This is a genomic window from Streptomyces sp. NPDC002669 (genome assembly GCF_042889165.1).
Taxonomy (GTDB): Bacteria; Actinomycetota; Actinomycetes; order Streptomycetales; family Streptomycetaceae; genus Streptomyces.
The window spans coordinates 394,924-407,185 of record NZ_JBIAQQ010000001.1; the positions used below are offsets into that span (position 1 = coordinate 394,924).

A 12,262-nucleotide genomic window follows, 5' to 3' on the forward strand; every position below is an offset into this window, starting at 1 on the left:
TCAGCCAACGACCCTGGCTAACTACCCTCTAGCCTAGTGGAGTTGACAAGCGAACCGAACAAGGACGAAATGTCATGATGCCACAGGAACGCCAAGAGCAGGAGATCCCCCGCGTCTCGATGACTGACGAGGAGATCGAAGCCGCGAACCTGAAGACGCCCCCCCTGCTCAACAGCAGCATCAAGCTGATGGAGTACACACCGGAATGGGCCGCCGCGTTCACGGAGGAAGCCCGCCGGATGAGCGACGGGCTGGGCGCGCTGCCACACCGGATCGAACACACCGGATCCACCTCGGTACCCGGGTTGCCCGCCAAACCGGTCATCGACATCCTGCTGATCGTTCCCGACTCCGCCGACGAATCCGCCTACGTGCCCAGCCTGTCTCCCCTCGGTTACACGCTCGCGATCCGGGAGCCCGATTGGTATGAGCACCGCGTCCTGCGTAAGCCCGACCTCGCGCCCAGTGCCGAATCAGCCAATCTGCATGTGCTCTCCACCGGCTGCCCCGAGATTCAGCGCATGATCCTTTTCCGCGACTGGCTGCGCGCCCACACGAACGATCGCGACCTCTACGCCCGAACCAAAAGGGACCTCGCACAGCGGACATGGACGTACATGCAGCACTACGCCGACGCGAAGAGTGAAGTCATCGCGGACATCCTCGAACGTGCCATGAGAGCTGAACCTTCCAGCGCCCATGGCAGTTCATGAAAGGTGATCTCAGCCTGCTGCGGGAGCGGAATTTCCTCCTGTTCTTCCTCGCCCGCACATTGTCCCTGACGGGCAACGTCATCGCACCGCTGGGCCTCGCCTTCGCCGTGCTGGCCTTGCCTGACGGCTCCCCGTCCCAACTCGGACTACTGCTGGGGACCCGCACAGTCGCTCAGCTCGGTCTGATTCTGCTGGGCGGAGTCCTCGCGGACCGGTTCCCCCGCCAGCGTCTGATCATCGTGGGGGAGACCGCCGCCGGATGCTCCCAAGCGCTCACCGCCGCCCTGTTTCTGCACGGCAGCGTGCCGATGAACCTTCTGATCGTCCTCGCCGCCGTCAACGGCGCGTCCTCCGCCGTCAGCCAACCAGCCGCCATCGCGCTCGTACCCCAGCTCGTCGACGCCGAACGCATTCAGCCTGCGAATGCGTTGCTGCGCCTAGCGGCCAACCTCTCGCGTATCGGAGGCGTGTTCGTCGGCGGAGTAATCGTCGCGGCCGTCGCGCCTGGCTGGGCCTTGGCGGCCGACGCCGCCACCTACTTCCTGTCCGCCGTACTGCTGATGTTCAGCCGCCCTCGTACGGCATCGCGGGCACTCACCGCGACAGAGGCGCCGACAAGTCTCCTCAGCGAACTGCGCAGCGGCTGGAAAGAGTTCTCCTCCCTGCGCTGGATGTGGCCGGTCGTAGGCCAGTTCGCCATCGTCAACGCCTCCTTCGGAGGAGCCATCATGGTGTTGGGCCCGGCGGTGGCCAAGCAGGAGCTGGGCGGCGCGGTCGCCTGGTCGGTCGTTCTCGGCGCCCACTCGGCCGGTTTCGTCCTCGGCAGCCTGATCGCGATCCACATCCGTCCCCGTTACCCCCTGCGTACGGGAGTTTTCGTCACCTTCGGCTTCTTCCCGGCCTACCTGTTCCTCGCCGCGGGCTCCCCAACCTGGCTCATCGCCACCAGCATGCTGGTGGCTGGTATCTGCATTGATGTGTTCGAGGTCCTGTGGAGAACCACGGTCCACACTCATGTTCCCGAGCAGGCCATGTCCCGCATCAGCTCATACGACTCGCTGGTCTCCTTCATCTGCACGCCCCTGGGCCTCGCCGTGGCAGGCCCGGTGGCTGCTCACATCGGCATAGCCGAAACACTCCTGCTCAGCGGTGTACTCGTCCTCCTGGCCAGCACCATCCCTCTCCTCCTCTCGGCCGTCCGCAACCTCCCGGCTCGTTGCACTGTCCCGGAGCATGTACCCGAATAAGAGCTCGCAGAGGATCAATACGCCTTGACCACCCCACAGCCGGTCATCAGCAACTCCGCTTCAGCCCACCCGAAACGGCGAGGTCAGCTGTGGTCGGCCAGGGACCAGGTCGTTGCCTGATCGCCGACAACCACGTGGTCACCGGCACCGTGCCCGCTCTGCTTCCCGGGGCATCTCAGACCAGGCCGGGACATGACGCCACGTCACGCATGAGGCAGACGAACCGGACCGATCGCGACTATGCAGTCAGTGCGACACGTCCAGCTCGGCCCGGACCGTCTTGCCCGGGGGATTGCGGTCCAGCACCGCCCATCGGTCGGCCAGCGCGTCGACCAGGACGAGTCCGCGCCCGCCCTCCGAGCCGGACGGCGGCGCCACCAGCTCCGTCGGTCCCGGGGGCCGCGAGTCGCCCCGGGTGTCGCTGACCTCGATCCGCAGTACCCCCCGCGCGCCTCCGACGCCCGGCGAGTGGCCGAGCCGCAGCTCGAAGTCCCGCCCCGGCACCAGACCGTGCGTCACCGCGTTGGTGACCAGCTCGGCGACGATCAGCTCCGCCGTCTCCGAAGCGTCACTGCCGTACGGGATGCCCCAGTCGTGCAGCACGTGCAGGGCGAGGTGGCGGGCGAGCCTGGCGCCGCGCGGTGTGGAGCTGAAGCGCTGCACGAACACACGTACGGTGACCGGCGGTTGGGGGGTGGCGAGTGCTTCCATGCCCTCACCGTGGCAACCGGAACCCCATGGGACCAGCAGCAGAACCCGTACGCTCGGTCAGCGTACGGGTACGGACGGTGGACAGTAGGGGTAACGGTCCGTGACGATGGGCGAGTTGTCTGCCGGTAGAGGCACGGAGCGCGGCGAGTACGGAGGTGGCCGGACATGACGGACGGCGTGGGCACGACGGGTGGGGCGACGAGGTCGGGCGGGGAGCCCGAACCCACGGAGAGCCTGAGGACGTTCGGGGAGATCGTCAAGGTCTTCCGCAAACGGGCCCTGCTGACCCAGGAGCAGTTCGCACCGCTGGTGCAGTACTCGGTGCCGACCGTCGCCTCGATCGAACAGGGCCGCAGGTTCCCGCCGTTGCCCTTCGTCGAGCGCTCCGAGTCCGTGCTGGACGCGTTCGGGGCCATCAGGGCGGCGGCGAAGCACCTGTCCCGGCGGCCGGGCATCGCGAGCTGGTTCCAGCAGTGGGCGAAGCTGGAGACCGAGGCGATCAGCCTGTTCACGTACGAATGCCGGTTGGTCCCGGGGCTGTTGCAGTCGGAGGCGTATGCGCGGACGCTGTTCCTCAACCAGCTTCCGCTGTTCGACGAGGAACAGATCGAGCGGCAGCTCGCGGCCCGGATGGACCGCCAGCAACTGCTGCGGGAGCGGATCCACACCACCTACAGCTTCATCCTCGAAGAGCATCTCTTCCTGCGGCGCACGGGCGGCACCCAGGTCACCCGGGAGGCCATCGACCACGTTCTCCAGCTCGCCGAGCTCCGCAACGTCGAGCTTCAGATCATGCCGCAGGTCCGCGAGAGCCACGCCGGGCTGGACGGACCGATCCAGCTGCTGGAGACGCCGGAGCACAAGTGGCTCGGCTACAGCGAGGGGCAGAAGTCCGGCCAGCTCCAAGCCGACCCGGCTGTGGTCAGTGTGCTCCAGATGCGGTATGCCAGGATGCGTTCGCAGGCTCACACCCCCGAGGACTCCGTGGGTCTGTTGCAGCGGATGCGAGGAGCGCTATGAGCACCACAACAGACCTGACCTGGTTCAAGAGCAGCTACAGCAGCGGCGACGGCGACTCCTGCGTCGAAGTCGCCCTCTCCTGGCACAAGTCCAGCTACAGCGGCGGCGACGGCGACTCCTGCGTCGAGGTCGCCACCTGCCCCACCACCGTCCACGTCCGGGACTCCAAGGTCGAGCAGGGCCCGCAGCTCGCCCTCTCCCCCGCCGCCTGGACCGGCTTCGTCGCGTACGCGGTGGGCACCGCGCGCGTCTGACGCACCGTGCCGCGTACCGGAGCGATTCCGGTGCGCGGTACGGCCGTTCGGCGGGGCGCGCGGGGAGGCGCGCGCCTTGATAGCGTCGCTCCCGCGATCGCGGTTCCCGCCTCCCGCCGGGGTCGTCGCCGTGCGTCGTGCGGCCTGCCCCGAGGGGCACGGGGAGTTCCGCGGCAAGGACGAAGAGGGCCCGACGCATGAGTCTCGCGCAGTTGCACTACACCTCTGCCGCTGCCGCCTCCGCGGACGACGACGGGGGCGGCGGCGCGCGCTTCACCGCGGTCAGTGCCGGACTGCCCACGCAGGTGCTGGCCGAGGCCGAGCAGCTCCTTCGCTACGAGCCGCCCGCCGACGCCCCGCACCGGCCGACCCCCGACCAACTCCGTTCGCTGCCCGAGGCGTTCAGCTTCGGGGACCTGCCGGACGGCGGGCACCTGCTGTCCCGCGCGGTGGCGTTCGCCGGACACGGCACCCTCGGTTTCCACGCGCACGCGGTGCACCTGCCGGCCGGTACGCGGCTGCCGGGCGGCGTTCTGCCGATCACCGCCTGGCGGTCGCCGAACTGGGCCTCCACCCCACCGGAGGGCGGCACCCCCGGCCGGATATCCGAGCTGCCCGCCTCCGCCGCCTTCGGTCCCGGGGCGCTGAACGACTTCGCGGTCTCCCGGAGCCCCTGGCTGGCGGCGGTCTTCGCCGATCTGCGCCGGGTGTGCGAGGACCCGGCGGCGGGACGACTGGTGCTGGTGGAGCGGCACAGCGCCGATGTGGCCAGGTGGATCGCCCTCGCGTCGGCCGTGCTCCCGCCGGACGACGCGCACCGGCTGACGTTCACGACGTACACCCGCCGCCCGGCGCGCTCCCCGTACCGGATCGTCGGTGTGCTCCCGCAGGACGCTCCGCCGACGGACGGTCCCGACGCGCTGCGGGTGCACGACTGCACGGGCGCCCGGCCCGGGGAGCCGGTGGACGACGCCTGGGCCGAGACCTGCGCCCGGATCTGGCGGAACCGGTCCCCCGAGCTGTTCCGGGCGGCGGCCGAACTGCCCGGCGGGCCGTTCGCCGCCGGGCCGCTCGCCGTGACGGCGCTCTGCGCGGACGTTCCGCTCGGGCCCGGTGAGCGGGCCGCGGCGGCCGAGTGGGCCGCCGAGCGGCCGTACGCCCTGGACGAGGAGCACACGCACCGGCTCACCGACGCGCTGACCGACCCGGACATCGACCGCACGCCCCGCGAACTCGCCGCCGTGGCACGCCTGTTGACCGCGCTCGACGGACGGGCCCCGGCCGCCGTGACGGGTTCCCTCGGTGCCCTGCTGGTGACGGAGGCGGTCTACGGGGGCGATGTCCTCGTGACTCCGCCGGGGCGCTCGGTCTTCGCCGGTCCGGGCGGGGAACGCGTCGCCGCGGCGCTCGTCGGGGCCGTCGGCGGCGATCTGCGCACCGAACTGGCCACCGGCGGGCCGGCGGCCGTCCCGGACGCCGCTCCCGGCCGGAGCGTGGGGCGCACCGTTCAGCTGCTGCGCATCGCGCGGCTGCTCGACGTGGACTGCGCGGACCTGCTCCCCGCCGTCGTGGGCCGGATGGCCCGGTCCCTGCTGGAGGAGGGGGCGGGCGACTTCGGGCCGGTGCTGCTCGACCTCCTGGACGAGCAGTTCGACGTGCGGACGGCGCTGCTCGGCGAGCTGGACCGGCTCGCCCCGTACGACCCGTCGGGGACGGAGCGGCTGCTGGCCGGGGTCGCGCTGCCGTTCACCGGGGCGCAGGCGCTGCCGCACCTGCGGATGTGCGCGGCGGCCCCGGACGCCAAGGCGGGCGGCGGCGACGACCGGGTGAGGGCGCTGCACGCGGTGCTGCGGGCCGGCGGGCTGTCGCCCTTCACCGAGCCGTTGGTGCTGCGTACGGCGATGGGGCTGGTCTGGGGCGACGGCACGCCCACGGCGGGCGAGGCCCGGCAACTGCTGGCCGCGAGCACCTCCGACGCGCACCGTGCGGCCGGTACGTGGTCGGTGCTCGTCGCGGCGGCGCTCGGTGCGCCCCGCGACGACGCGGAGGCCGCCGAGCTGGCCCATGACCTGTTGCGCGGTTTCCCCGGCGAGATCGACGCGCGGGCGCGCGGCGCCCTGCTGCTCCTGGAGTTCGCGCGGGAGCTGCGGTCGGGTGCGGCGGAGCCGGACTGGGCGCAGCGGGCCCGGCGGCTGTGCGCGGCGGCCGAGCCGGTGGAGCCGGGCGTCCGCGATCAGGCGTTCGGGGCGCTGGCGCAGCGGCTGCTGTCCCCGGACCGCCCGGAGGCCGAGCTGTACGCCTTCGTCCACAGCGACGACGCCGATCTCCTCGCGGCCTACGGCCGGGCGGCCCGGCAGGACGCGGTGCTCGCCCGGCTGCGTTCGGAGCCGGCCTACGTCGCCGACTGCTTCGCGGTCTGGAGCGCCCATCCGCACGCGGGCCCCGCCTGGGGCGAGGTCCGGACGGCGCTGCTGGAGGAGGTGCTGCGCCCGGTGGTCCGCGCCCTGCCCGCCGACGGGACCGCGGCGGTCGAGGAGGCGGCCGGGCGCATCGGCAGCAGCCGCACGGCGGAGGCGTTCCGGGCGTGGAGCAGGCCGGGCGGTTTCGGCAGGCGGCTCGGCAGCCGGCTGACGGCCCGGGTGCGGCGTTCGTAGCGGCTGCTGGAGCAGTGCGCGGTGGCGGGCCGGGGCGGAGTTGCCGGTACCGTGGGGCGTACCGATCTCGTGTGCTCCTGGCGGGCTGCGTGACATGCCTCAGGAGGAGCAGATGACGACGAACCGCGGACGCAAGGACGTCATCCGCGACCGGATGGCCGCGACCGGCGAGTCGTACAACGTCGCCGCGCGGCATCTGAAGGCGATGAAGGACATGGGCGCCACCCGGGAGGCCGTCCTCACCCAGCGCTGGCACCCCGCCGAGTCGCCGGATATGCCGTGCCCCTGCGGCAGCACCTGCGAGCCCGGGGAGCGGTGCGGGCGCTGCCACGCCCTGCACCGGCACGTGGCGCGGTATCCCGGCAGCGTCACGGACGTGGAGACCTGGGCGGACCGTTACGACTGCATGGGCTGCGCGTCCTCGTACGTCCTGACCGTGGTGCTGCCGGGCCGTCCGTGGGGCGTCGCCGGGGCGGCACCGGCCGCGCCCGGGGAGCAGGCCGCGCGGGCCGTGGTCTTCCCGGGCGTCGCCCATCCGCTGCTGCGGCCGGTGGCCGCCGGGGACGGGGACCCGGACGGCGACGAGGGCTGACGTCCGGCCGCACCGGCCCCGCCCGGGGCGTTGCGGCCGTCAGTCCCCGGTGGGCGTCAGGCGCAGCGAGATCGAGTTGATGCAGTACCGCTGGTCCGTCGGAGTGGGGTAGCCCTCGCCCTCGAAGACGTGGCCGAGGTGCGATCCGCAGCGGGCGCAGCGGACCTCGGTGCGGACCATGCCGTGGCTGAGGTCCTGGACCAGCTCGACCGCGTCGGTGTCCTTCGGGTCGTAGAAGGACGGCCAGCCGCAGTGCGACGCGAATTTGGTGTCCGAACGGAACAGCTCGGCGTCGCAGGCACGGCAGGAATAGACGCCCTCGGTCTGGGTGTCGGTGTACTCACCGACGAAGGCGGGCTCGGTGCCGGCCTGGCGCAGCACCGCGTACTCGGCCGGGGTCAGCTCCTCGCGCCACTGCTCGTCCGGCTTCTCGATGTCGTACGACACGTCGCTCCCTCAGCTCGACAGGTGGTCCAGGATCTGCGGGCCGAGGTCCGTGACGTCGCCCGCTCCCATGGTGAGAACGAGGTCGCCGGGCTTCGCCATTCCCGCGATGACGCCGGGGACGGCCGTCTTGTCGTGGAGGGGGGTGACGTCGGCGCCCGCGGCCCGTGCGGCGTCGATGATCAGCTCGCTGGTGACGCCGGGGAGCGGGTCCTCGCGGGCGGGGTAGATGTCCAGGACCACGGAGGCGTCGGCCAGCGCGAGGGCCTGGCCCATCTCGGTGCCGAGTTCCTGGGTGCGGGAGAAGAGGTGGGGCTGGAAGACGACCAGGATCCGGGCGTCGGCCACGGCTCCGCGCATCGCCTCCAGGTCGGCGGTCATCTCGGTGGGGTGGTGCGCGTAGGAGTCGATGACCTGGACGCCCGCCGCCTCGCCCTTGAGCTGGAGGCGGCGCTTGACGCCGGTGTACTTTCCGAGGGCGGAGGCCAGGTTGTGGGCCGGGATGCCGAGGGCGACGCCGGCGGCGAGGGCCGCGACCGCGTTGAGCGCGTAGTGGCGGCCGGGCACGGAGACGGTGAAGGTGAGGTACTTCCCGCCCAGGAGGACCGTGACCTCGCTGGTCAGGCCGCGCGGGGTGATCCGGTGGACGCGCACGTCGGCGGAGTCGGCCTCGCCGTAGGTGACGACGTTCGCCCCCGCACGGTCGCGCACGCGGGCGGTCAGCTCGACGGCCCCGGCCTGGTCGGCGGAGATCACCAGTGTGCCGCCGGGGACGATCTTGTCGGTGAATGCCTCGAAGGACTCGTGGATCTCGTCCATCGAGGCGTAGTTCGCGTGGTGGTCCAGTTCGACGTTGAGGACGATCGCGACCTCGGGGTCGTACTTCTGGAAGCTGCGGTCGCTCTCGTCCGCCTCGGCGACGAAGATCTCGCCCCCGCCGTGCGTGGCGTTGGTGCCGGGGCCGGCGAGGTCGCCGCCGATGGCGTACGAGGGGTCGAGGTTCAGCTCGGTCAGGGCGACGGCCAGCATCGAGGTGGTGGTCGTCTTGCCGTGCGTACCGGCCACCGCGATGGCGCGCAGGCCGCCCATGAGGGAGGCCAGCGCGTCGGAGCGGTGCACGACGGGGACCGACAGCTCGGCGGCGCGCACCAGCTCCGGGTTGTCGGGGCGGATGGCGCTGGAGACGACCACGCACGAGGCGTCGTCCGCCAGGTTCCCGGCGGCGTGCCCGATGTGGACGGTCGCCCCCAGCGCCCTCAGTGCCTCGGCGGTACCCGACTCCTTGGCGTCGCTGCCCGCGACCTTGGCGCCGCGCTGCGCGAGGATCTTCGCGATGCCCGACATTCCGGCGCCGCCGATGCCGATGAAGTGCGGCCGTTCCATGGCGGCAGGAATACCGGGTGCCATGCGTGTGTCTCCCCAAGAAGTCGGTACGAGTACCCGAGTCGGTACGAGGTGCCCGCCCAGCCTATTCGCTGTGCGCGAAGAGTTTGAGCACCGGTACGCCGACCTTGTGACGGGCCCGGGACGCCCAGTCGCGGTGGAAGAACTCCTCCACGTAGTGCGGTGCGGTCAGCACGATGACCTCGTCCGCCCCCGCCTCGTCGACCACGGACTTCAGCTTGTCCAGGGGGTGGTCCTCGATCACCTGTCCCACCGCTTCGGAACCCGCCTGGCGCAGCGCCTCCAGCGACACTTCGAGCGCGAGTTCGGCAGGCTGTCTGGCGTTCTTGCCCTCGGGCTCCTCGCCCTCGCGGACGGCTTCCTTCAGTTCGCCCATCGCCAGGTCGTCGATCGCCCGCAGCAGCACATCGGCCTGGTCACCGCGGGGCTGCATGAGCACGACGAAGGAGATCCGCTCCTCGCCGTGCAGGGTGGTGACGAAGTCGACATCCCCGGAAGTGAGGGGCTTCTCGATCATCAAAACGCTGGTGAACACCACGGGTGCCCTTCTGCTTCAGTGACCGTCACCGGTCTCTGCTGAAACCATCCTTCCCCGTGCTCGCACGGGGTCTGCGAGAGTAATTGTGCCCACCCGAAGCTAACCGGAACGGGTAATTCCGCTCTTTTCAGCCCTGACGGTACCGAGTGAAGAGAAACCCGGCCTCCTCCAGCAGGGAAGCCAGGACGAATCGTTCCGGCACGGCCACCGAGGGACCCCCGGCGATCCGCTGCGCGTCCCCGGCGGTCAGCATCGGCGAGAGGGTCAGACAGAGCTCGTCCAGCACCCCGGCCGCCACGAACTGCCCCAGCAGCCTCGGGCCGCCCTCGGTCAGCAGCCGCCGGAACCCGCGGTCCGCCAGCTCCCGCACGGCCCTGGCCGGGTCCACCCGGGACCCCTCTCCCGCGATCACCACCTCGGCGCCGACCACGCACGCCTCCGTGATCCGGCCCGGCGGGGCCCCGGCGCCGGTCAGCACGAGGGTCGGCACGAGCGGCGCGGTGAACAGCGGCGACGAGAAGTCGAGGTCCAGGCTGCCGCTCACCACGGCGATCGCCGGCGCGGGCCCCTGCCCGGCCGCGGCACGGCGGGCGGCGAACGCCTCGCGCGCCCTGGCGGGCCGGTAGCCCTCCATCCGCACCGTCTCCGCCCCCACCACGATCACGTCGGCCAGCCCGCGCAGGGTGCCGAAGATCCGCATGTCGCTCTCGCAGGAGATCGGCTGGGAGCGGCCGTCGTGCTGGGCGGCCCCGTCGAGGGTGGAGACCATGTTGGCGCGGAGCCAGGGGCCCTCCCGCTCGGGGTAGGCGTAGGCGTCGGCCAGGGCGTCCAGGGACCACTCCCCCTCGTCGTCGGCCGGTGTCAGGTCGGTCACAGGGAAGAGGCGTCGCATGTCCTGCAGTCTGGCACGGCGCTTAGAGTGGAGAGTTGTGTCGTCCTCCACAGCCCTGTCGGGGCAGAGCCCCATAGCCGAAACAGCTCCCCTGTCCCTGTGCGCACGCGAGCCCCACGTACCGGCCGACCGGCTGGTCGCCGAGATGGTGCCGCCGCCGCGCTTCGACTCCGTACGCTTCGATACCTATGTGCCGGACCCCAATCAACGGAGCCAGATAGAGGCGGTCAAGGTCCTGAGCGACTTCGCGGCCGGGCTCGGCGGGGCGCATGCCAGCGGTTCCGGCAGAACCGGAAGAGCGCGAAGCGCATCCCTGGAGGGGTGGTGGCGGGCGACGGGTGGGCGGTTCGGCAGGAAGCCGTCGGCGCCCTCGGCCCCGCTGGGGGTCTACCTGGACGGCGGCTACGGGGTCGGCAAGACCCACCTGCTGGCGTCCCTCTGGCACGCCACGCCCGCCGAGCCCGCGCTGAAGGCGTTCGGCACCTTCGTCGAGCTGACGAACCTGGTGGGCGCGCTGGGCTTCCAGCAGACCGTGAAGACGCTGAGCGGGCACCGGCTCCTGTGCATCGACGAGTTCGAGCTGGACGACCCGGGCGACACCGTGCTGGTGTCGTCCCTGCTCAGCAGGCTGGTGGAGGCGGGGGTCGCACTCGCCGCCACCTCCAACACGCTGCCCGGCAAGCTCGGCGAGGGCCGGTTCGCCGCCGCCGACTTCCTGCGGGAGATCCAGGGGCTGTCCTCGCACTTCCGCCCGCTGCGGATCGACGGCGAGGACTACCGCCACCGGGGGCTGCCCGAGGCCCCTCCCCCGTACTCCGACGAGCAGGTCACCCGGGCCGCGTACGCCACCGAGGGGGCCAGCCTGGACGACTTCCCCTCGCTGCTCGACCATCTGGCCCGCGTCCATCCGAGCCGCTACGGCGCGCTGACGGACGGCCTGCGGGCGGTCTGCCTCACCGAGGTCCAGCCGGTGCCCGACCAGTCGACCGCGCTGCGGCTGGTCGTCCTCGCGGACCGGCTGTACGACCGGGAGGTCCCGGTGCTCGCCTCGGGGCTGCCGTTCGACCGGCTGTTCAGTGAGGAGATGCTGAACGGCGGGTACCGGAAGAAGTACTTCCGGGCGATCTCACGGCTGACCGCGCTGGCGCGCGACGCGAAGGACCTGGTGGCGAAGTAGGTTCGGGACGTACCACCCGGGGCGTTCGAGGACGCCCCGGTTCTCCCGCGTCACCCGCGCACACCGCTCGAAGGGATTCGGCATGGCAACCACGCGTCAGTCGCACACGGTCTGGGACGGCAATCTGATCGAGGGCAAGGGGGTCGTCACCCTCGACTCCTCCGGCATCGGCGAGTTCGACGTCTCCTGGCCCTCGCGCGCGGAGAAGGCGAACGGCAAGACCAGCCCCGAGGAGCTCATCGCGGCGGCCCACTCCAGCTGCTTCTCGATGGCACTGGCGCACGGTCTGGCCTCGGCGGGCACCCCGTCGACCCAGCTCACCACCACGGCCGACGTCACCTTCCAGCCCGGCACCGGCATCACCGGCATCCACCTCACCGTCCAGGGCACGGTCCCCGGAATCGACGAGGCGGGCTTCGTCGCCGCCGCCGAGAACGCCAAGACGAACTGCCCGGTCAGCCAGGCGCTGACCGGCACGACGATCACCCTCTCCGCCTCGCTGGTCTGATGCGGATCTGATTCACAGGGGCCACTCCCGGCTCAAGAAGCAACGGGACACACACGAGGCTCAGTGACCCGCATGGTTCCCGCGCGGCGATGCGCGTGATACACACGT

The 12,262-nt window shown here is 71.3% G+C and carries 13 protein-coding genes; 8 read left to right on the forward strand and 5 right to left on the reverse strand.

Going from position 1 to position 12,262, the window contains the following annotated elements; translation table 11 throughout:
- Nucleotides 1-74 precede the first annotated feature (74 nt).
- Nucleotides 75-713: a GrpB family protein gene (locus tag ACFYW1_RS01770; protein WP_388985615.1), complete on the forward strand. Its 639-nt coding sequence runs from the start codon at nucleotides 75-77 to the stop codon at nucleotides 711-713.
- Nucleotides 710-1,960, forward strand: a complete 1,251-nt coding sequence (locus tag ACFYW1_RS01775; RefSeq protein ID WP_388985616.1) for an MFS transporter — start codon at nucleotides 710-712, stop codon at nucleotides 1,958-1,960. The genes ACFYW1_RS01770 and ACFYW1_RS01775 overlap by 4 nt, the downstream gene beginning before the upstream one ends.
- A 246-nt stretch (nucleotides 1,961-2,206) precedes the next feature.
- On the opposite strand, the gene ACFYW1_RS01780 is transcribed toward ACFYW1_RS01775, so the two are convergent.
- Nucleotides 2,207-2,671: an ATP-binding protein gene (locus ACFYW1_RS01780; RefSeq protein WP_388985618.1), complete on the reverse strand. Its 465-nt coding sequence runs from the start codon at nucleotides 2,669-2,671 to the stop codon at nucleotides 2,207-2,209.
- A gap of 165 nt (nucleotides 2,672-2,836) precedes the next feature.
- Between ACFYW1_RS01780 and ACFYW1_RS01785 the strand changes: the two genes are divergently transcribed.
- From ACFYW1_RS01785 to ACFYW1_RS01800, 4 genes are all read left to right on the forward strand, one after another.
- On the forward strand, nucleotides 2,837-3,691 hold the full coding sequence (locus tag ACFYW1_RS01785; RefSeq protein ID WP_388985620.1) for a Scr1 family TA system antitoxin-like transcriptional regulator: 855 nt from the start codon (nucleotides 2,837-2,839) through the stop codon (nucleotides 3,689-3,691).
- On the forward strand, nucleotides 3,688-3,945 hold the full coding sequence (locus ACFYW1_RS01790; RefSeq protein ID WP_388985622.1) for a DUF397 domain-containing protein: 258 nt from the start codon (nucleotides 3,688-3,690) through the stop codon (nucleotides 3,943-3,945). The genes ACFYW1_RS01785 and ACFYW1_RS01790 overlap by 4 nt, the downstream gene beginning before the upstream one ends.
- A 197-nt stretch (nucleotides 3,946-4,142) precedes the next feature.
- The gene (locus ACFYW1_RS01795; protein ID WP_388985624.1) at nucleotides 4,143-6,599 is read left to right on the forward strand and encodes a GTPase-associated protein 1-related protein; all 2,457 of its coding nucleotides are present in this window, start codon (nucleotides 4,143-4,145) and stop codon (nucleotides 6,597-6,599) included.
- 112 nt (nucleotides 6,600-6,711) lie between these two features.
- Nucleotides 6,712-7,191 (forward strand): hypothetical protein, encoded by a 480-nt coding sequence (locus ACFYW1_RS01800; RefSeq protein ID WP_388985626.1) that lies wholly within the window; start codon nucleotides 6,712-6,714, stop codon nucleotides 7,189-7,191.
- A gap of 39 nt (nucleotides 7,192-7,230) precedes the next feature.
- Here the strand turns inward: ACFYW1_RS01800 and msrB are convergent, their stop codons facing one another.
- The 4 genes from msrB to ACFYW1_RS01820 form a co-directional block, all read right to left on the reverse strand.
- Nucleotides 7,231-7,638 (reverse strand): peptide-methionine (R)-S-oxide reductase MsrB, encoded by a 408-nt coding sequence (msrB, locus tag ACFYW1_RS01805; RefSeq protein WP_388985628.1) that lies wholly within the window; start codon nucleotides 7,636-7,638, stop codon nucleotides 7,231-7,233.
- A 9-nt stretch (nucleotides 7,639-7,647) separates the two neighbouring features.
- Complete coding sequence (murC, locus tag ACFYW1_RS01810) at nucleotides 7,648-9,042, reverse strand: UDP-N-acetylmuramate--L-alanine ligase (protein ID WP_388985630.1); 1,395 nt, start codon at nucleotides 9,040-9,042, stop codon at nucleotides 7,648-7,650.
- Between the two features lie 61 nt (nucleotides 9,043-9,103).
- Complete coding sequence (locus ACFYW1_RS01815) at nucleotides 9,104-9,556, reverse strand: indole-3-glycerol phosphate synthase (protein ID WP_388985632.1); 453 nt, start codon at nucleotides 9,554-9,556, stop codon at nucleotides 9,104-9,106.
- 148 nt (nucleotides 9,557-9,704) lie between these two features.
- Nucleotides 9,705-10,469 carry a pyrimidine reductase family protein gene (locus ACFYW1_RS01820; protein ID WP_388985634.1) on the reverse strand — a complete coding sequence of 255 codons (765 nt, stop codon included), beginning with the start codon at nucleotides 10,467-10,469 and terminating at the stop codon, nucleotides 9,705-9,707.
- 37 nt (nucleotides 10,470-10,506) lie between these two features.
- Between ACFYW1_RS01820 and zapE the strand changes: the two genes are divergently transcribed.
- Together zapE and ACFYW1_RS01830 are read left to right on the forward strand one after the other, a co-directional pair.
- A complete protein-coding gene (gene zapE / locus ACFYW1_RS01825; protein WP_388985636.1) occupies nucleotides 10,507-11,646 on the forward strand; it encodes a cell division protein ZapE in 1,140 nt (379 codons plus the stop codon).
- Nucleotides 11,647-11,728: 82 nt separating this feature from the next.
- Nucleotides 11,729-12,154, forward strand: coding sequence for an OsmC family protein (locus tag ACFYW1_RS01830; protein ID WP_388985638.1), 426 nt, complete (start codon nucleotides 11,729-11,731; stop codon nucleotides 12,152-12,154).
- Nucleotides 12,155-12,262: the final 108 nt, after the last annotated feature.